18 protein-coding genes are annotated in these 21,507 nt (G+C 38.6%); all 18 read right to left on the bottom strand.

The genetic code is table 11. The annotated features are described in order from the left end of the window. Positions 1-10 precede the first annotated feature (10 nt). The 18 genes from AC3RV6_RS05140 to AC3RV6_RS05055 all read right to left on the bottom strand — a co-directional run bounded on the left by AC3RV6_RS05140 (position 11) and on the right by AC3RV6_RS05055 (position 21,501). Positions 11-781 (bottom strand): dipicolinate synthase subunit A, encoded by a 771-nt coding sequence (locus AC3RV6_RS05140; protein WP_489748386.1) that lies wholly within the window; start codon positions 779-781, stop codon positions 11-13. Next, entirely contained in the window at positions 774-1,052 is a 279-nt protein-coding gene (locus tag AC3RV6_RS05135; RefSeq protein ID WP_489748385.1) for a YlmC/YmxH family sporulation protein, read from the bottom strand. The genes AC3RV6_RS05140 and AC3RV6_RS05135 overlap by 8 nt, the downstream gene beginning before the upstream one ends. A 52-nt stretch (positions 1,053-1,104) precedes the next feature. Then, on the bottom strand, positions 1,105-2,358 hold the full coding sequence (locus tag AC3RV6_RS05130) for a M16 family metallopeptidase (RefSeq protein ID WP_489748384.1): 1,254 nt from the start codon (positions 2,356-2,358) through the stop codon (positions 1,105-1,107). A 435-nt stretch (positions 2,359-2,793) separates the two neighbouring features. After that, positions 2,794-4,914 carry a polyribonucleotide nucleotidyltransferase gene (pnp, locus tag AC3RV6_RS05125; protein WP_489748383.1) on the bottom strand — a complete coding sequence of 707 codons (2,121 nt, stop codon included), beginning with the start codon at positions 4,912-4,914 and terminating at the stop codon, positions 2,794-2,796. A gap of 175 nt (positions 4,915-5,089) precedes the next feature. Then, on the bottom strand, positions 5,090-5,359 hold the full coding sequence (gene rpsO, locus AC3RV6_RS05120; RefSeq protein ID WP_489748382.1) for a 30S ribosomal protein S15: 270 nt from the start codon (positions 5,357-5,359) through the stop codon (positions 5,090-5,092). Positions 5,360-5,504: 145 nt separating this feature from the next. After that, positions 5,505-6,452: a bifunctional riboflavin kinase/FAD synthetase gene (locus AC3RV6_RS05115; protein ID WP_489748381.1), complete on the bottom strand. Its 948-nt coding sequence runs from the start codon at positions 6,450-6,452 to the stop codon at positions 5,505-5,507. Positions 6,453-6,465: 13 nt separating this feature from the next. Continuing rightward, on the bottom strand, positions 6,466-7,377 hold the full coding sequence (truB, locus tag AC3RV6_RS05110) for a tRNA pseudouridine(55) synthase TruB (protein WP_489748380.1): 912 nt from the start codon (positions 7,375-7,377) through the stop codon (positions 6,466-6,468). A gap of 78 nt (positions 7,378-7,455) precedes the next feature. After that, positions 7,456-7,806, bottom strand: a complete 351-nt coding sequence (gene rbfA, locus AC3RV6_RS05105) for a 30S ribosome-binding factor RbfA (RefSeq protein WP_489748379.1) — start codon at positions 7,804-7,806, stop codon at positions 7,456-7,458. A gap of 22 nt (positions 7,807-7,828) precedes the next feature. Further along, positions 7,829-8,107: a DUF503 domain-containing protein gene (locus AC3RV6_RS05100; RefSeq protein WP_489748378.1), complete on the bottom strand. Its 279-nt coding sequence runs from the start codon at positions 8,105-8,107 to the stop codon at positions 7,829-7,831. Then, the gene (infB, locus tag AC3RV6_RS05095; protein ID WP_489748377.1) at positions 8,104-10,461 is read right to left on the bottom strand and encodes a translation initiation factor IF-2; all 2,358 of its coding nucleotides are present in this window, start codon (positions 10,459-10,461) and stop codon (positions 8,104-8,106) included. Before infB ends, AC3RV6_RS05100 begins: the two co-directional genes overlap by 4 nt. A 4-nt stretch (positions 10,462-10,465) precedes the next feature. After that, positions 10,466-10,786, bottom strand: coding sequence for a YlxQ family RNA-binding protein (locus AC3RV6_RS05090; RefSeq protein WP_489748376.1), 321 nt, complete (start codon positions 10,784-10,786; stop codon positions 10,466-10,468). Next, positions 10,783-11,061 carry an RNase P modulator RnpM gene (rnpM, locus tag AC3RV6_RS05085; RefSeq protein ID WP_489748375.1) on the bottom strand — a complete coding sequence of 93 codons (279 nt, stop codon included), beginning with the start codon at positions 11,059-11,061 and terminating at the stop codon, positions 10,783-10,785. The genes AC3RV6_RS05090 and rnpM overlap by 4 nt, the downstream gene beginning before the upstream one ends. A 19-nt stretch (positions 11,062-11,080) precedes the next feature. Further along, positions 11,081-12,229, bottom strand: a complete 1,149-nt coding sequence (gene nusA / locus AC3RV6_RS05080) for a transcription termination factor NusA (RefSeq protein WP_489748374.1) — start codon at positions 12,227-12,229, stop codon at positions 11,081-11,083. Between the two features lie 21 nt (positions 12,230-12,250). After that, positions 12,251-12,727, bottom strand: a complete 477-nt coding sequence (gene rimP / locus AC3RV6_RS05075) for a ribosome maturation factor RimP (RefSeq protein WP_489748373.1) — start codon at positions 12,725-12,727, stop codon at positions 12,251-12,253. A 135-nt stretch (positions 12,728-12,862) separates the two neighbouring features. Further along, complete coding sequence (locus tag AC3RV6_RS05070) at positions 12,863-17,188, bottom strand: PolC-type DNA polymerase III (protein WP_489748372.1); 4,326 nt, start codon at positions 17,186-17,188, stop codon at positions 12,863-12,865. A 70-nt stretch (positions 17,189-17,258) separates the two neighbouring features. After that, positions 17,259-18,965, bottom strand: a complete 1,707-nt coding sequence (locus AC3RV6_RS05065) for a proline--tRNA ligase (protein WP_489748371.1) — start codon at positions 18,963-18,965, stop codon at positions 17,259-17,261. Between the two features lie 66 nt (positions 18,966-19,031). Further along, positions 19,032-20,291: an RIP metalloprotease RseP gene (gene rseP / locus AC3RV6_RS05060; protein WP_489748370.1), complete on the bottom strand. Its 1,260-nt coding sequence runs from the start codon at positions 20,289-20,291 to the stop codon at positions 19,032-19,034. Positions 20,292-20,352: 61 nt separating this feature from the next. Continuing rightward, positions 20,353-21,501: a 1-deoxy-D-xylulose-5-phosphate reductoisomerase gene (locus tag AC3RV6_RS05055; RefSeq protein WP_489748369.1), complete on the bottom strand. Its 1,149-nt coding sequence runs from the start codon at positions 21,499-21,501 to the stop codon at positions 20,353-20,355. Positions 21,502-21,507: the final 6 nt, after the last annotated feature.

Here is a 21,507-nt window from a genome sequence, read left to right as displayed (position 1 = left end):
ACTTCCCCTTTCATCTTCGGTGTATCCGCTGGAGCGCATCTGCTAAAGCTGTTGCTGCATCAAGCGGAAAATACTTCCCCGGAAGTCCAGGGAGTAATGTATAGTATTCAGGCATCGACACGTCCGTTAGGCACCCGGGCGCCGATGCTAGATCGAAGATGAGTAAATTAGAGTCGTCAGTGGTTGATAACCACTTTGATGGAATTGTATTTATTAAACAACTATCTCTTTTATAATTCTCTATTGATTGAACTACTTCAAATCCTCGTGCTTTCGCTTCCCCATGTTGTGCATCTGCCCTCACAATGATTGTTATATGCCCTCCAAGTGATAAGAGTACATCAGCAACCATTTTCCCAACACGGCCATAACCTGCTATATAGAAGTGTTTCCCGGCTATCGTTCTCTGGGTTCTGGAATAATAAACAGAAATGAAAGCTTCTGCGGTTAAACGCGCATTTTCCCATATAAATAGTTCATCATGTAAATAATGATGAACTACCATTTTCTTTTGTTGAAACGGGTTTAACCATTTTTCTGACGTAACACCCATATATAATTGTGTGTCGTCTTTAATAAGTTCTAGAGGAAATTCCCCTTTCATTTGATGAATTGGAAAAACGATATTATCCGGCGCAAAGTTACTTAATACTTCTTTCAGTTCAATTGTTACCGAATCAGTTTTAAGAACAAGACAGTTATATCCGAGTTCAGACATAATTTCACTACTTGCTGCCATTCGATTATCTGTACCTATAAACAACCATTTGTCCTTAGTCATCCATATTCACCTCATGAATTGATGCTGTCCTCTTAAACAAAATTCGATGTTCCCCAACCAAAACAATTTCCGACCAAGGAATAAACTCTTCCGACGGCTCATTGCGATTTTTAAACGAAAAACGTCCACTTTGCTTTTTAATCTCGAATCCAATAATAGCGCCTGTTTTACCATCAAAAATAAGGTCCGTTTCTCCAAGTAAACCGTAACGAACCCCATCATTAACTTGAATCAATTCCTTTTGCGCAAGTTCTGAAAGTAGCATTGTCATTCTCCTTTCCTCTATTCTAGTGTATGAATAGACTCACAAAAGCTGACCTAGATTAATGATTAAAATCAGTATCCTTTACTATTCCCTTTGGCGATATTATTGAAATCGATTTTTTCCCATTAAAAATTTGTTCAGCAATATCAAGTATACCTTCTTTTTCCACACCATCGATTCGGGCCACTACTTCATCAATTGTGAGATGTGATCTCAAAAGCAGTTCATTATTCCCATTACGTGACATTCGGGATTCTGAATCTTCAAGACCTAATAAAAAACTACCCTTTACTTGCTCTTTTGCGTTACTAATTTCTTTTTCTGTTACACCTTTAGTAAGTAATAATTTGATTTCGGTGTCTATAGTACGATATAAATCTAATGTTTTTTCTGGAGAAGTTCCTCCGTAAATTACAAATGCTCCACAATTTGAATGGGATGAAAAAGTCGAATAAATTGAATAAGCAAGCCCACGTTCTTCTCGAACTTCTTGGAAAAGACGAGACGACATAGCCCCCCCTAGAATACTATCCAATATTACGAGATCATACATTCGTTTATCATTTGTCTCAAGTCCTGGAAATGCGATACAAATATGGGTTTGTTCAATATCTTTCTCTTTCAGCGTAAAACCGGCATGAAATTCAGGCTTAATTAAAGATTCGACTTTCCTCTCTTCACTACTTTCTTGGAATGAACCAAAGTAATCATCAATTAGTTGAATTAAGCTATTGTCATAATTCCCTGCAACTGAGATCACAATATTTTCTGGTCTATACATTCTATTCATAAACTTTTTAATTGCTTTCTTATCAAAAGTTGAAATCGTTTCTTCTGTTCCTAGTACAGGTCTTCCAACGGGCTGATTTGCATACATCAATGCCCAGAGTTGCTCATGTACATCATCATCGGGCGTATCTTCAACCGTCGCTATTTCCTCGAGAATTACAGACTTCTCTTTACCCATTTCAACTTCATCAAATTGAGAATTAAAAAACATATCCGCTATTATTGCAAGCGCTTTTTCTACATGATTATTAAGTACAGTAGCAAAATAGCAAGTCACTTCTTTTGAAGTAAAGGCATTTATATCACCGCCAATCCCATCAAATTCTTCTGCAATTGTTCTTGCACTTCGATTAATCGTCCCTTTAAATAACATATGTTCAATAAAATGAGCAAGTCCTTGTTCCCCATCAAGTTCATCACTTGAACCAGCATCTATCCAAACCCCAAGAGCAACTGATCGAATATGAGGCATCTTTTCATGTACGATTCTTACTCCATTTGAGCATGTGTATCTTTCTACCATTAAACGGTTTCCTCCCATAAAGTCAAATATATTCAAATGCTGATTATTACTAGATAAAACAAAAAACCTCTTTCTCCACTAACACAAAGTGAAGAGAGGTCTTAAATTTTAATACTTCTGATTTCTAATTAACTGAGTCAATTTCACAATAGGGAAATCAAGCGTGAAATCCGAACGACGTTAATTTTCGTTCCAGGCGGACGCTTTCCGTGGGCACGGCTTCAATCTCCTCGTCACTGCGTTCCTGCGGGGCTTTCTGCTCGTGCTGTTCCCACTGGAGTCGCCGCCTTCCACTACAATCAACTAACAATTAGTAATTAGTTCATTTGAAAGTTCGGAAAATTAGTTAGAATCAGTAATTATGAAATTGATTTAACTAGGTAAATTTTTTAATTAGTGTGGGTTTAATACCACACTAATTGAAAATCAACTTTATTATTGTCCTTCTTTTTCAGCAGCTTTTTTCTCTTCAATCAATACCGTTTTTCTTGAAAGATTAACACGGCCTTGATTATCGATTTCAATTACTTTTACAAACATTTCTTCGCCTAGTTTCAACACATCTTCGACAGCTTTTGTACGCTCTTCTGAGATTTCTGAAATATGGAGAAGACCATCTTTACCTGGGAATATTTCAAGGAAAGCGCCGAACTTTTCAATTCGTTTTACTTTCGCCATATAATATTCGCCAACTTCTGCTTCACGAACAATGTTTTCAATCATTTTCTTCGCTTTTTGATTCATCTCATTATCTGGAGAAGAGATGAAAATCGTTCCATCTTGTTCTGTATCAATTTTAACATTCGTTTCATCAATAATTTTATTGATTACTTTACCACCAGGTCCGATTACATCACGAATCTTATCAGGCTTAATCATAATTTTTATGATTTTTGGTGCGTATGCAGATAACTCTTCACTAGGACCTGAAATTGCTTCATTCATGTGTGCTAATATATGCAAACGTCCTTTTTTCGCCTGAGCAAGTGACTCGTCAAGTATTTGACGTGACAAGCCATCAATTTTAATATCCATTTGAAGTGCTGTAATACCTTTAGCAGTTCCTGCAACTTTAAAGTCCATGTCTCCAAGCGCATCTTCCATACCTTGAATATCAGAAAGGATGGAATAATTATCGCCTTTCTTAACAAGACCCATTGCAATACCAGCAACTGGAGATTTAAGTGGAACACCCGCATCTAACATAGCCATCGTAGATGAACAAATAGATGCTTGTGAAGATGAACCGTTTGATTCAAGTACTTCAGCTACAAGACGAATCGCATAAGGGAAATCTGTCTCGCTTGGAAGAACAGCTTCAAGCGCCTTTTCTCCAAGTGCTCCGTGACCAATTTCACGGCGACCAGGTCCACGAATAGGGCCTGTCTCACCAACACTAAAGTTAGGGAAGTTATAATGATGCATAAAACGTTTTGTTTCTTCAAGACCAATACCATCAATGATTTGTACTTCACCGAGTGCGCCAAGTGTACAAATACTTAACGTCTGTGTTTGACCGCGCGTGAAAAGACCCGAACCGTGTGCTCTTGGTAGTAAGCCAACATGAGATTCAAGTGGACGGATTTCTTCTGGATGACGACCATCTGGACGAACTTTTTCATCTGAAATTAGGCGACGTACTTCATCTTTAACCATTTCACCTAAGATTCCTTTTACTTGCTTTAATGTATCTTCGTCTGCTTCTTTTGCAGTGTAATGCTCTACTACTTCAGCTTTCACATCGCTAATAGCATCCTGACGTTCATGCTTTTCCTTCGTTTGAATCGCATCAATAAGCTTTGTAGAAAAAGCATCTTTGATTTCCTCTTTTAATACTGCATCTAATTCATAAAGCGGAATATGCATTTTCTCTTTTCCAACTTCAGCAATAATCATTTCTTGGAATTCAATTAGACGAATTATTTCAGTATGTCCGAACATAATTGCTTCCAAGATAACATCTTCTGTTACTTCAGATGCGCCTGCTTCAACCATATTAATTGCATCTTTCGTACCTGCAACAATTAGTTTTAGATTACTTAACTTAGACTGTGCTTGCGTAGGGTTAATTACAAACTCTCCGTCAATTTGTCCAACTTCAACTCCTGCAATCGGTCCTTCAAAAGGAATATCCGAAACAGATAGTGCTAAAGAAGAACCAATCATAGCAGCCATTTCAGGTGTACTATCATGATCTATTGATAAAACAAGTGATATAACTTGTACATCATTACGGAAACCGTCTGCAAACAAAGGACGGATTGGACGGTCAATAAGACGACTCGTTAAAACTGCTTTCTCAGATGGACGACCCTCACGTTTAATAAATCCACCCGGTATTTTCCCAGCAGCATATTGACGTTCTTCATAATTAACTGTTAAAGGAAAAAAATCAAGACCTCTTGGTGTTTTTGAAGCTGTTGCAGTCGATAATACTGTTGAGTCGCCATAACGAATAAGTACGGCACCGTTCGCTTGCTTTGCATATTGCCCTGTTTCAACAATCAATTGTCTACCTGCCCATTCGAGCGTATAGACCTTTTTTTGTACTGTCATTTTTGAACCCCTCTCCATCTTCCAGTTAACTGGACTGTGTGCATAGTATGTAGTTTTAGTGTATCAAAAAAGGCGCATTGAAGCTAATATGAAATCTAAAGCAACTAACACCTATATATATTTTTCACAACAAAAATAAAAAGCGGGCAAGGCCCGCTTTCAATTAGTTATCTTATTAACGGCGTAAGCCTAGTTTACTAATAAGATCACGATAACGCTGAACTTCGTTTTCGCGCATATACTTAAGTAATTTACGACGACGACCGATCATTTTCATTAGTCCACGACGTGAGTGGTGATCCTTCTTATGAGTAGATAAATGACCATTCAGGTTATTTATATCTTCAGTAAGAATAGCAATCTGAATATCTGCAGACCCTGTATCAGAATCATGCGTTTTATATTCAGCGATTAATTCGTGTTTACGCTCTTGTGTTATAGCCATTCTATTCACCTCCTATATTAAAATATCCCCAATTCCCTCGCACACGTTGGTGATTCGCAGTGCCAAGCAATGGTTCGTACTTATTCAGTACTTAATCATAATAACATGTGTATTGTTTAGAAGCAACATTTCAACTATGCAAAATTCAGTGGAAATCTTTTAGTATTTGTGCTGCTTGCTCTCTATCTTTCCCTATCTGAGCAATGAGCGCATTAAATGATTCAAACTTTTTCTCTTCTCTAATGTGCTCAATCCAATCAACTACAACTTTTTTATCATATAGATCACCATCAAAATTTAAAACATGTACTTCAACCATAGCTTTTCTTATCTCCGGATTATTGAATGTAGGTTTAACTCCGACATTACAAACACCATTAAAAGTTATTCCGTCTACTGTAAACCTTACTGCGTAGACCCCAATCGCTGGCAATATTGACCCTTCTGCTGGCATAACATTTGCAGTTGGGAATCCTAGTTCCCGACCTTTTTTCGCACCATGAACGACCTCGCCAATAGTCCTGAACTTTCTACCTAACAGTATAGATGCATTTTCCACATCTCCTTCTGAAAGAAGTTCTCGAATTCGAGTTGACGAAATTTTATCCTTACTATCAGTTACTTTACCTACGATAGTTGTACTAAACTTCCCATCAGATAAGCGTTCCATATCTGACATAGTCCCAGCGCCCTTGGAACCAAATGTAAAATCGAATCCAGCCGCGACATGCTTAACACCAAGTCGAACAATAAATGTGTTAACAAACTCTGCAGGTGTTAATGCGGCCAATGTCATGTCAAACTTCACAACAAATAATGCATCAACACCCATTAAACTTAATAGTCTACTTTTTTCTTCGAAAGGTGTTATATACCCTACCTTATTTTTCCCATCACCAAGTATATGAGAAGGGTGTGGATCAAATGTCATTACTGCCAAATCAAAACCAAGTTCATCAGCATTCTTTTTTGCTTGTTTAATCACTTCATAATGACCTTTATGTAATCCGTCAAAGAAACCAATCGCAAGAGAATAACTTTTATCGTTTTTAGTCGATATACTTTCGGGATAGTGTAGTTTAAAAACTTCCAACTTCATCCCCTCCTTACTTGTTTGCTGGAAACATTTTTTCGGGTTTCATTAACCCAGATTTTGTCGGGTGTAATTTATAGATGGCTATCGCTTTACCATACTTTGTAAATACAATCGTCGCATCATTATGTAGTAATTCGTGTGCTGGTAATACTTGACCATGCGAAACCTTTTCATATAATTCATCTTCTATTTCAAGAGAATTAAAATCCGTAAGTGCATCTTCCAATGGTCGAATAACAGTATTTAGTTGTTCTTTTTCTTTTAGCTCAGTAAGTTCTGCCAATGTATAACAATTCTCTTGACGGAAAGTTCCAGAAGCAGTTCGAACGAGCGACGACATATGCGCAGGATAACCTAAAAGTTCTCCAATTTGCACGGCTAGTGTTCTTATATAAGTACCTTTTCCACAAGCAATTCGAATTGGAAATGTGATTTCAATTCCCTCGTACAATTCAACCGAATCAAGTAAGTCAATTCTATTTATCGTTACAATTCTTTCAGGTCTTTCAACCTCTATTCCTTTTCTTGCATATTCATATAACTTTTTACCATTCACTTTAACAGCTGAATACATCGGAGGGATTTGCACAATATCTCCAGTTAATTTTTTTAGCGCACTTTCTATTTCACTTCGTTTAATCAATTTAATAGATTCATCCGAAAGAACAACTTCACCGTCAGCATCTTCCGTTTCTGTTGAAATTCCTATTGAGATAGTCGCTTCGTATTCTTTCCCGGTATCTGTTATATATTCTGCTACTTTTGTTGCCTGCCCAATACAAATAGGCAAAACCCCTTCTACACTTGGATCCAATGTGCCTGTATGTCCAACCTTTTTTGTGCCAAGAATTTTACGCAATTTATATACACAATCATGCGATGTCATTCCTTTTTCTTTCCAGAGCGGAAGTATACCGTTCATTTTAAAACTCCTTTGTTATTATATATGTAAATGGAGGAAGTCGGAAAGTCCTTTTGGACACCAACTTCCTCCACTCTTTTATTCATTAAGATCTGTTTTAACTTGAGAAAGCAAAGATTCAATTCTGCTTCCGTAAGCAACAGATTCATCAAATTTGAATTCGATCTCAGGTGTTTTACGAAGCCTGATACGCTTTCCAATTTCAGTACGAATAAATCCTTTTGCCTTATCTAACCCTTTTAACGTTGCTTCTTTTTCTGAATCGTTACCTAGGACAGAAATATAAATTGTTGCATTCTGGAGATCCCCAGTAACTTCAACGTCAGTAACGGTCACAAAACCAATTCTTGGATCCTTCACTCGTTGGTGAATAATATCACCGAGCTCTTTTTTCATCTGTTCCGAAACACGGTTTACACGTTTTGACATGGTTATTCACCCCAATTTCTACTCAGTAATAATCGATTAATTGCTCTGTCATTTCCCATTCTGGATTTGATTCCAGTAATCGAATCGCTCGCCTAACTTCACGTTCTGCTGCCGCTTTCGATGATGCCGTGGCAACAAGCGCAATTGTTGCACGTTGCCAGACATCCTGGTGATCGATTTCAGCAACTGAGACATTATAGGCATTTTTCGTCCTATCAGTCATGCTCTTTAAAACCGATCGTTTATCTTTTAGTGAAGCAGCCATTGGAATGAAGAACGTGCATTCCGCATAGACAATCATACACGCTTAATTTCTTCCATAATATAAGCTTCAATTATGTCGCCTTCATGAATATCATCAAAGTTCTTAATTGTAATACCACATTCGTAACCTTTCGCAACTTCTTTTGCATCGTCTTTGAAGCGTTTTAACGCATCAACTTCTCCTTCGAAAATGACGATACTATCTCGAATAACACGAACGCTTGAATTACGTGAAATTTTACCTTCTGTTACATAGCTTCCCGCAATTGTACCAATTTTAGAAACTTTAATCGTCGCACGAACTTCAGCTTGACCAATAACTTTTTCTTCATACTCGGGATCAAGCATCCCTTTCATTGCTAATTCGATTTCTTCAATCACTTGATAGATGACACGGTGTTGACGAATATCAACGCCTTCTTCTTCTGCTGCACGCTTAGCGTTCACATCAGGACGAACGTTAAAACCGATAACGATTGCATTTGATGCTGATGCTAGTGAAATATCAGATTCATTAATTGCGCCTGCGCCTGTGTGAATAATTTTAACGTTGACACCTTCAACATCAATTTTCATGAGTGATGCTGCCATCGCTTCAACTGTTCCTTGAACATCTGCCTTAACAATTAAATTCAATTCTTTCATTTCACCTTGACTCATTTGATCGAACAGATTATCAAGTGTCACGCGTGTCTTCTCTCCGCGCATCTCTTGAATTGCTTCGCCAGCTCGTTTTTCACCAATTTGACGTGCAGTTTTCTCGTCTTCAAAGACTACGAAACGATCTCCAGCTTTTGGCACATCACTAAGTCCAGTAATTTCTACTGGTGTTGATGGATCCGCTGATTGCACACGACGTCCAACATCACTCATCATTGCACGGACACGACCAAATGTATTACCTACAACAATTGGGTCACCTACATGTAATGTTCCATCTTGTACAAGTAGCGTTGCAACAGAACCGCGACCACGGTCTAGTTCAGCCTCAATTACTGTTCCACGTGCAAGTACTTTTGGATCTGCTTTTAATTCAGCTACTTCAGCAACTAGAAGGACCATTTCTAGCAATGTGTCAATACCATCACCAGTTAATGCAGAAATCGGAACAAATATTGCATCGCCGCCCCATTCCTCAGCAACAAGGCCATGTTCAGTTAGCTCTTGCATAACTCGTTCAGGATTTGCAGATGGCTTATCCATTTTATTTACTGCTACGATAATTGGAACTTCCGCTGCCTGTGCGTGATTAATCGCTTCAACCGTTTGTGGCATAACGCCATCATCCGCTGCTACAACTAGGATTGTAATATCGGTAACTTTCGCACCACGTGCACGCATCGTCGTAAACGCAGCATGTCCTGGTGTATCAAGAAACGTCATTTTCTTGCCTTTTTCCTCGATTTGGTAAGCACCAATATGTTGTGTAATGCCGCCCGCTTCGCCTTGTGTTACTTTTGTATGTCTAATCGAGTCTAGAAGTGTCGTTTTACCATGGTCAACGTGACCCATAATTGTTACAACAGGAGGACGTTCGATTAAGGTTTCAGATGTTGTCGCTATTTCGCCTTTAGGTAATTCTGGCTCATCGAAATAAGTTTCAAGATCAGTTTTGTCAATACGAATTTCCTCTTCAACATCTACACCATAATCAGAACAGATTAATTCAATCGTATCTTTATCAAGTTCTTCATTAATTGTTACCATAACACCGACCATAAATAACTTTTTGATTAATTCAGAAGGCTCTTTTCCTAGCTTCTGTGCAAGTTCACCTACAGAAAGTGACTCGTAAAACGTAATCATATCAGGCAATGGCTTTTGTACTTTTGGAATCGGATTAGCTGGACGGTATCTTCTTCTACCTTGATTTATACCACGAGCCGGTGGGCGTCCACCGCGTCGCCCTGGACCAGCGCTGCGCCCTTGACCACCTTGACCTTGACTTGACGAAGGTCTTCCAGAAGTAGCTCCTCCTTGTGCAGGACGTGCTGCCGGACGACTTTGTCCAGTTGCCGGTCCGCCACTTGCTGCTGGACGATTTTGATTACTTTGACCTGTTGTTGATGTAGGTCTTCCACTTTGAGCAGGTTTTTTATAACCTGTTGAACCAGTAGAATTTTGACCGCTTGAAGTTGAAGTTTTTGCTCCACCTTGTGTACCTGAACTATATTGAGTTTTAGGTTTAGTAGACGCTTGTTTAGTCGGAGCTGGCGTTTCTTTAAATTCAGTCTTTATACCGAAAGATTTATCCAACTTACCAATCGCATCTGCATCAATTATCGCCATATGACTATTAACAATAATATCTGATTTTGCAAGTTCATCGACAATTTCTCTACTTGATTTCTTTGCTTGTCTAGCGTATTCATGCACTCGTATTTTCGTCATTCGCTCACCCCTGGTTGTATTCGTTGAGGAGCTCGGACAGTTTGCGGGAAAATCCCGCATCCGTTATCGCTATGACAACCCGCGATTCTTTCCCTATCGCGTGCCCGAGGTCTTCTCTACTCCCGAAGACATGCTTCTCAACGTTATAAAACGTACATTTATCCGTAATTTTCTTTTGTGTATTAGCAGATGCATCACCTGGAATAATGACAAGGCGCGCTTTTCCAGCTTGTATTTCGCGTACCACGAATTCTTCACCTGTTGTAATCATTCTTGCGCGCGCTGCCAAACCAAGCAACTGTAATATCTTCTTGGATTCGTTCATTTTAATGCTTCCCTACGAACCGCATGTAGAAGTTCATCATAAACTTCCGCCGGTACAGCGGTTTTAAGTTGACTTTCAATCGAACGATTACGGCGGGCAGTTTCGACTGCCTCTTCGGATTTTGACACATACGTCCCGCGGCCTGATTTTTTGCCAGTGAGATCAACTGAAACTTCCCCTTCTTTCGAGCGTACAATGCGAATCATTTCTTTTTTTGAAAGCATTTCGCCTGTTGCAGCGCATCTACGCAAAGGTACTTTTTTCAAATTCGACATGTGTAATCATCCTTCCTTCTCATTCTTCGATTGTATCTGTATATAAATCAATTTCTTCATCTTCTAAGTCGTCAGGAATTATCCCATCACTTGTTATAAAAACTTCAGCACCAGCAGGTGGATATATACCTAATTCACGTGCATCTTCTTCACTTTTTATATCAATTTTCCAACCTGTTAATTTTGCTGCAAGTCTAGCATTTTGTCCTCGTTTACCAATTGCTAGCGAGAGTTGATAGTCAGGTACAACAACTGTAGTAGACCTCTTCTCCTCGTTTACTTGAACATCAAGAACTTTAGAAGGGCTTAATGCATTCGCAACAAAAACAACTGGATCTTCAGACCATTCAACGATATCAACTTTTTCACCATTTAATTCATTAGAGATTGATTGAACACGTGCACCTCTTGCACCAACACATGAACCTATTGGATCTACTTCATCATTATTAGTAAAGACTGAAATTTTCGATCGATCCCCTGCTTCACGAGCAATTGTTTTAATTTCAACAATACCGTCATAAATTTCAGGAACTTCTAATTCAAATAATCTGCGAAGTAGTCCTGGATGTGCTCTAGAAACAAACACTTGAGGACCACGTGATGTACGCTCAACTTTTGTAATATATACTTTGATACGATCATGCGGTTTATATGTCTCTGTCTGTATTTGTTCGCCTATTGGTAGCACGGCTTCGATTTTTCCTAAGCCTACGTACAAGTTTCTTGCATCAAGTCGTTCAACGATACCATTTACAACATCGTCTTCACGATCAACATACTCCTCATAAATCATACCTCGTTCAGCTTCACGTACGCGCTGTGTAACGACTTGCTTTGCTGTTTGCGCTGCAATTCGTCCAAAATCCTTAGGCGTAACTTCTTCCTCAACAACATCGCCCAACTCATAAGCCGGGTTCAATTTATGTGCATCTTCTAAAGATATCTGAAGCCGATCATCTTCCATTTCTTCTACAACATCTTTTCTTGCATAAACTTTCATTGTGCCACTTTTAGAATTTAGGTCAACTCTAACATTTTGAGCTTGATTAAAATTTCGTTTATATGCTGTTACAAGCGCTGCCTCAATCGCTTCTAGTAAAACTTCTCTAGAAATCCCTTTCTGCTTCTCAAGGGCGGTTAGTGCATCGAGTAGATTACTACTCATTTCCATCACTCCTATAGTCAATTATGCAGAAAAGTCAATTGCCAATCGTGCCAATGCAATTTTTTCCTTACCAATCAAGACTTTAATTTTCCTTGTCTTAATGCGGACTTCAACCTCAGCACCATCAGCACTGTATGAAATCAAATGTCCTTCAAATTCTTTCATTCCATCGATTGGTGCATAAGTTTTAATAAAAACATATTGCCCTATCGCTTCTTCAAAATCTGCTTCTTTATTTAACGGTCGTTCAGCACCAGGTGAGGATACCTCGAGATAATAATTTTGCGTGATCGGATCGGTCCGGTCAAGCTCTTCGCTAAGCCTTGCGCTAACTAGCGCACACTGATCAATATCAATATCCCTCTTCGGTGTGTCTACGTATACTCGAAGAAACCAATCTTCTCCGTCTTTCACAAATTCTACGTCGACAAGCTCCAATTCCAAATCAGCAACGATTGGATTGACTAGCTCCTCAATGACCTCAGTAATATTATTCATCTTTTCCCTCCCCAAATCACAATAAAATAGTATAGAACAACAGAAAAGAGCGGGAATTCCCACTCTCTCTGCACAAGACTATTACAAAAGTTGTACCCATCATACCATACGACTACTGTTGTTGCAAACAATGCACTAGAACAACGAAAGCTGGTTCGCTTCTGGCATACCTTCTAAACAGCCAAGTGAATCCATATATTCAATAACTGTTTTGGAGACTCGTCCTCGCTGCTGTAAGTCTTCTTTTGATAAAAACTCACCATCTTTTCTCGCTTCCACGACTGAATTAGCTACGTTTGTACCAAGTGAAGGAATTGCGTTAAATGGTGGAATCAATGTGTTTCCATCAATCAAAAACGTTACTGCATCAGATTTATACAAGTCTGGCTTCACAATTGAAAAGCCACGTTCACTCATCTCAAGAGCTATTTCCAATACAGTTAATAGGTTTTTCTCTTTCGGAGTAGAATCGAGTCCTTTAGCATTAATTTCCTGGATATGCGCTCGAAGTGAAGCCGAACCTTTAGTCATCGTCAACAAATCAAAATCCGCTGCCCTAACCGAAAAGTAAGCTGAGTAATAAAGAATTGGATGATGCACTTTAAAATATGCAATACGAAGTGCCATTAATACATATGCAGCTGCATGGGCTTTCGGGAACATATATTTAATCTTTTTACACGAATCGATATACCAACCAGGGACTCCTTGTTCAACCATTGCTGCTTCAAACTCTGGTGAAAGACCCCTTCCTTTTCGTACAGACTCCATAATACTAAATGCCGTTGCTGGTTTCAGCCCTTGATAAATCAAATAGACCATTATATCATCACGACATCCGATTACGTCGGACAACACACATGTTTTATTTTTGATTAATTCTTGTGCGTTGCCTATCCACACATCCGTACCATGAGATAATCCCGAAATCTGTATGAGCTCTGAAAATGTAGAAGGTTTTGTTTCTTCCAACATTTGTCTGACGAAACGGGTTCCGAATTCAGGGACACCAAGCGTTCCTGTTTTACAACCAATTTGTTCTGGCGTGACGCCAAGTGATTCAGTTCCACTAAACAACTTCATAACACCTTCATCATCGGGAGGAATCGTCAGCGGATCAATACCTGATAAATCTTCCAACATTTTAATCATTGTAGGATCATCGTGACCCAGAATATCAAGCTTCAACAAGTTATTTTCAATTGAATGGAAATCAAAATGCGTCGTCATCCATGCAGAGTTTAAATCATTTGCTGGAAATTGGACAGGTGTGAAATCAAAAATATCCATCGTATCCGGAACAACGATAATTCCGCCGGGATGCTGACCCGTATTTCGTTTCACTCCAGAACAACCTAATACAAGACGATCAATTTCTGCCCCGCGTAAACTTAACCCATTGTCATTCATATACCCTCTCACATAACCATAAGCTGTTCGTTCGGCTACCGTTCCAATTGTACCCGCCCGGTAAACGAACTTCTCTCCGAATAGCTCTTTTGTGTAGTTGTGGGCTTTCGCTTGGTAATCTCCACTGAAGTTTAAGTCGATATCTGGCACTTTATCTCCTTCAAACCCAAGGAAAGTTTCAAACGGAATATCTTGTCCATCTTTTTTAAAGGCTGTTTCGCAAGTAGGACAATCTTTATCAGGTAAATCGTAACCTGAACTAACAGATCCATCCGTAAAAAACTCTGCTTGTTTACAAGTCGGACATACATAATGTGGTGCCAACGGGTTTACTTCAGTAATTTCCATCATCGTCGCAACAAGTGATGAACCTACAGAACCACGCGATCCAACTAAATATCCATCATCCAATGATCTTTTTACAAGCTTGTGTGAAATAAGGTAAACAACAGAAAAACCATTCCCTATAATTGAGGCGAGTTCTTTTTCTACTCTTTCTACAACAATTTCCGGAAGGTTTTCGCCATATATTTTATGTGCCATCGAATAAGTTAATTCTTTTACTTCTTCTTCTGCACCTTCAATTTTAGGTGTATATAAATCATCCTTAATCGCCTTCACATCACCAATTCGCTCTAAAATAGCACGCGGGTTATCAATAACGATTTCTTCAGCGACTTTCTCTCCTAAAAAAGAGAACTCTTCAAGCATTTCATCTGTTGTTCTAAAGTGAACAGCGGGCAAAGAATGCCTATTTAGGGGATTTGCTCCACCTTGTGAACGTACAAGTACTTCCCGGAACTTCTGATCAGTTTCATTTAGATAATGCACATTACCTGTTGCACAAACCGGTAGACCTACTGTTTTACCCAATTTTATTAACTTCCTCATAATATCTTCCATATTCCACTCATCGCGAATTAATTCCATGTCAACAAGATGTGAATAAACTGGTTTCGGATGAATTTCAAGATAATCATAAAACTTAGCAATTTCTTCAACTTCTTCTGGTGATTTTTGCATCAATCCATTAAAAACTTCACCATTCGAACAACCCGACCCAATTAACAAACCTTTACGATGCTTAACAAGTAAAGAACGTGGGATTCGCGGAACACGAAAGAAATAATTCATATGCGAATAAGAGACAAGTTTAAATAAATTCTTTAAACCTTCATCACTAGTAACTAATAGCGTACAGTGTGTTGGACGTGAGCGTTTATACGTATCTCCTTCACCAATATGTTTATTAAAATCATCTAAATAATGAATATCCATTTCTTCGGCTTCAGCTAATAAACGCAAGAACAGATATCCTGTTGCCTCTGCATCATAAATAGCACGGTGATGCTGTGTTAGATCTATATTATACTTTTTCGCAAGCGTATTTAGTCGATGATTTCCCATTTCAGGATGAAGTAATCGGGCGAGTTCTAGCGTGTCTATTACTGGGTATGAAACATGTGGTAACCCTGATTGCTTACTCGCTTCATAAAAGAAGCCCATATCAAAAGAAGCATTATGAGCAACAAGAATTGAGTCACCTATCCAATCACTAAAATCTTTTACAACTTCAGCAATTTCAGGTGCATTCTGTACCATATCATCAGTAATACCCGTTAAATTTGTCGTGATAGCTGAAAGTGGATGATGTGGATTTGAGAATCGTTCAAACTTATCTATAACTTCCCCGTTACGTATTTTAACAGCTGCTAGCTCGATTATTTTATTATAAACCGCAGAAAGTCCGGTAGTTTCAACATCAAATACAACATATGTATCTTCATCAAGCTTGCGGTGCTGCTCATCATAAACAATAGGAACTCCGTCATCTACAAGATTCGCTTCCATACCAAAAATTACTTTAATCCCGTGTTTCTTTCCAGCTGAGTTAGCATCAGGAAATGATTGCACGTTCGCATGATCTGTAATTGCTATTGCCGGATGACCCCATTTAGCAGCTTGTTCAACAAGTGCAGCGGGCGTAACAACAGCATCCATTTGACTCATTGTCGTATGCGCGTGAAGTTCAATTCTTTTCCGATTTTCCGGTGCATTATCTTTCCTTATAACTGGTGAGACTTCCATAATATCCTGAGCCATCATAATTAAATCACGTACGAAAGTATCATTTTGGATACCACCACGTGCGCGTACCCAAGTACCTTTTTTCAACGTTTCCATATATTTTCCATCTTCTTCATTACGGGAAAACATTTTAACAATAATTGAGTCCGTATAATCTGTAATTTTAATTGTCATTATAGAACGGCCGCTTCTTAACTCTCTAACTTCCGCATCGAAAATAAACCCTTCTATTGCGACACGTCGTTCTTCATCTTGAATTTCACGTATTTCCATCATTGGTTCATTAGATTTGATTGGCGTACCTAACTGGAAAGGTCCAGATGGCATATCCCCTGTTTCTTTCCGCGACTTTTCTCTATTTTGCATATCTACTAACGCTTTTTTAGCCATATCTTGCTCTTCTACTTGGCGTTGTAATAGAAATGCTTTTTGAGCCTCTTCCGTACCATTATCTCCTTCTGTCAATTTAAAATCGATAATAGGACGAGAAAAACCACATGAAATGAATACTTCCGAAATGAGTGAAGCATATTTCCCTTTCATCGTCTGAAGCTCCATATCATTCATGCAAAGTAGCGTCATTTTTTCACCTGTTACAATAGGCATTTGATTAGTAAGTCTCTCCCTAATCGGTGGGGACATGTCCCTTAACTCTTCCAATACGAATGGCCAGTACTGCACAATTAATTGTTCATCGTTAATTGTCTCTGAACTATTAATTTGTAACCTAATCGTTGCAATTGCCGAGAAAGCCTCATTTATTCGCTGAGAAAAAATAGTAAAGACATCTACTGGAAGGGGTTTGTCCATTTTTATATTAAATTGCCATACTTTTGATTTTCGGTGAATGCTCACTCGCTGCAATAAAGCATTTTCAAAATGAACTGCGAACTCATCATTAGTCATATTGATTTGCTGTAAAAGAAGTTGTAATTTCACCACTCCATCATGATTTGTGTCCATAAGCGTCCTCCTTTTTTCATTTTATTAAAAAAGAAAGGAAGCGCTAAAATTCAGCCTCCCATTCTTGCTCCTACTTAGCCCCAAAAAATTCTTGTAGCTTTTCAGTAATTTCTTCAATTTTCCATTCTGTTGTTTCACCCGTTTTACGGAATTTCACTTCAACGATTCCTTCTGCAGCTTTCTTCCCAATTGTTAAGCGAATCGGTAAACCAATTAAATCAGAATCTGCAAATTTCACACCTGCACGTTCAGCTCTATCATCGAATAGAACGTTAAATTTATAAGACTCTAATAGTTTATATAAATTCTCTGCTAGTTCTTTTTGGTCTTCGTTTTTTAAATTAATTGGGACTAAATGAATATCGAATGGCGCAAGATTCATCGGCCACTTCAACCCATTTTCATCATTATATTGTTCAGCAACTGCTGCCATTATTCTAGATACACCTATTCCGTAACATCCCATTATATAAGGCTTAGAGCGACCATTTTCATCAAGGAACGTTCCTTCCATAGGCTCGCTATAAGTTGTACCCAGTTTAAAAATGTGACCGACTTCTATCCCTTTGGCAAACTTAATTGTTCCTTCGCCGTCCGGTGTTAAATCGCCTTCTTCAATAAAACGTAGGTCCGCATACTTATCTACCGCAAAATCACGTTCTGGGTTAACATTAATAAGATGGAATCCATCTTCATTAGCCCCTGTCACGCCGTTTACGATTGCTGCAACCGCATTATCAGCAATAACCTTTACACCGACTGGGAGCTTAACTGGACCGATTGAACCTACTTCACAGGATAGAAGTTCGCGTACATCGCCTTCATATGCAAATTCAACTTCAGTTGCACCTAGTAAGTTTTTCAACTTTATATCATTTATTTCATGATCACCACGTCCAAGTACAACTATTAATTCATCATCCGCTTTAAATATTAACGTTTTAATACAACTCTTCACGTCAACTTCTAAAAACGTTGCGACTTCCTCAATTGTATGTTTATTAGGCGTTTCTACTTTCTCAATTTCCCCTAATGGTTCATCAGACTTTTCATAATCATTTCGAACTTCAGCCATTTCGATATTCGCAGCAAATGAAGTCGTTTCACTATAAGCAATTGTGTCTTCACCAATTTCAGATAAAGCCATAAATTCATGAGTTCCTGAACCACCGATTGATCCTGCATCTGCGATTACTGCACGAAAATCAAGTCCGAGTCTTGTAAATATATTTGTATAGGCCTGTTTCATCTGTTGGTACTTTTCATCGAGACTCTCTTCATTTGAATGAAAAGAATAAGCGTCTTTCATAATGAACTCCCGGCCTCTTAACAAGCCGAAACGTGGACGCTGTTCGTCTCTAAATTTCGTTTGAATTTGATACATCGTAAGGGGAAGTTGCTTATAAGATTTCACTTCGCCTCGAATAAGCGCTGTAATAATTTCCTCATGTGTTGCGCCAAGAGCAAACTCTCTCCCATGACGATCTTTTAAACGGAAAAGTTCAGGCCCGTAATTATACCATCTTTCTGTTTCCTGCCAAAGTTCAGCTTGTTGTAGAGCTGGCATCAGTACTTCAACTGCATCAATTGCTTCCATTTCCTCTTTAATTATTACTTGAATATTATCAAGCACTCTTTTACCTAGTGGCAGAAACGAATAAACACCGCTCGTAACTCGGCGTATAAATCCTGCACGTAGTAAAAGTTGATGGGATATAATTTCCGCATCAGAAGGCACCTCACGCATTGTTGGCATGAATGTTAGTGTTTGTTTCATATATAGATTCCACCTCATAATATTTTTTTATATTGTCAGGATACCAGCAATCTTATCAAGTTTTATCTAGAAAAAGAAGCGCTGTATATCATTCCATGTTACAACGACCATAAGAACCATGAGAAGTACGATTCCTACAAAATGAACCATTCCTTCTTTTTTTCGATCGACTGGTTTACCGCGTATCGCTTCAAATAGGAAGAATAATAATCTACCACCATCAAGTGCAGGTAGTGGTAGTAAATTCATAATCCCTAGATTAATACTTAGTATTCCAGCCCAATGCATCAAGTTGTATATCCCAAACTTGGCAACTTCTTCAGTTGCTTTGTAAATTCCAACGGGACCAGATAATGCATCAATCGTGAATTGTCCTGTGACAAGCATACCGAGTAACTCAGCAATCTTCTTAAACCAGAACCATGTCTGTTCAGCACCAAATACGACAGCTTTGACTGGCCCTTTTTCAATCGGACTCGTATAAAGTACACCGATTTGCCCAAATTCTCGTCCCGCTTTTTTAAGTTTCGCCGGAACTACATCAAGATTGACTAGCTCTCCACCACGTTCAACTACAAAATTAAGTGGAACCCCTGGACTTTCTTGAATAATTTCAGCAAATTCAGTCCAACTCGAAATTGCAGTACCGTCAACTTCTTTAACGTAGTCTCCAGCTTTCATCCCAGCACTCTGTGCAGCACCCGTGGATTGTACTTCTGTAATTATAGGTTCATTCGTCGGAACACCTTGAAGTAATCCGATTGTCAAAAAGATGAAAAATGCTAAGATAAAGTTAAAAAGAGGTCCAGCAAAAATCGTCAGTGTACGGCTAATCAGCGGTTTAGATTCAAACTGCCTATCATACGGCGCGATAATTGTTTCTTGCCCCTTTTCAATGATAACCGCATCTCTAGATACGTTGTACCGAACTAGTTCGCCTTCATCATCATAACCCTCAACAAATAACTCTTTTTCAAAATCTGAAGACTCGACCTCCATAAACATAATAGAAGGATCGGAATTGTTTTGATTCAAATAAACTTTTTTTACTTCTCCAGAGTCATCAATATATAAACCAATTCGATAACCTGGTTTCAATTCTACTGTGTCAAAATCTTCACCAGCCATCCGAACATATCCACCTAGTGGAAGAAGGCGAACTGTGTATAATGTTTCACCTTTGGTAATCCCGATAATTTTTGGTCCAAAACCTATTGCAAATTCACGCACCATAATACCAGCTTTTTTCGCGAACAGAAAATGCCCAAGTTCATGAAAAAAGACAAGCGAGCCGAAAACGACTATAAATGAAAGTACGGTCTCCATAAAAAACCACCTTTACTGGCTCAATGACCATTTTTTTGGCCTGGCCGGAAATAAAAAACGTTTACTTTAACATAGCGTGTACTAATTTTCGAACGTTATTATCAATATCTACAATTGTTTGAAGATCTGGCGAGTGAATTGTTTTATGTGATTCCATTATATGCTCTACTATATCATCAATTCGAAGAAAAGGTATTCTCCCTTGCATAAATAAACCAACTGCTACTTCATTGGCAGCATTCATCGCAGCAGGCATTGTTCCGCCTTCTTTCCCTGCAGCATACGCAAGTGCAAGCGCCTTGAAACGAGTATAGTCCATTTTTTCAAAATGAAGCTGCCCAATTTCCTCAAGTCGGAGTGGAGTAGACCGTTTTAATTCTATGCGATCTGGATAAGTTAATGCATATTGAATTGGTACCCTCATATCTGGAGAGCCAAGCTGCGCCATGACACTTGTGTCAATAAATTCCACCATAGAATGAATAATACTTTCACGATGTAATAGTACGTCAATTTTTTCATAAGGAATATCAAATAAATGATGCGCCTCAATTACTTCAAGTCCTTTGTTCATCATCGTAGCAGAATCAATCGTTAATTTATTACCCATAGACCAATTCGGATGAGCAAGTGCCTCTTGAACTGTAACATGCTCAAGCTGCTTTCGCGTCAAATCCCTGAAGCTCCCACCTGAAGCAGTTAATATTAATTTTGAAATTTGTTTCGGATTCTCCCCGTTTAACGCTTGAAATAAGGCAGAATGCTCACTGTCTACTGGAAGAAGTGACACTCCTTTTTTACGCGCAGCTTCTATAACAATATCTCCTGCGGCAACAAGTGTTTCTTTATTAGCGATTGCAATTGTTATTCCTGCTTCAATTGCTTCCAACGTAGGTTTAAGACCAACACTTCCACTTACAGCATTTAGTAAAATATCCGCTCCTGTATGCGCAGCGACTACTATTAATCCTTCATTGCCATAAACAAATTTGATGGCTGGAAACTCGCCTTTTAAGATTTCCATATCTTCACGTCTCATTACAGAAATAGTTGTAGGTTTATAAGCAATGGCTAATTCCCTAACTTTATCTACATTTAAACCAGCAGAAAATGAAACGAGCTCGAACAATTCTGGATTTGCCTCTATAATATCAATTGTTTGTATTCCTATAGAACCTGTCGCGCCCAATAGACTTATTTTCTTTCTCATTCTAAA

The organism is Sporosarcina sp. So3-204, from assembly GCF_058068165.1.
Note: the sequence above shows the minus strand (reverse complement) of the source record. Positions and strands in the feature narration are given on the sequence as shown.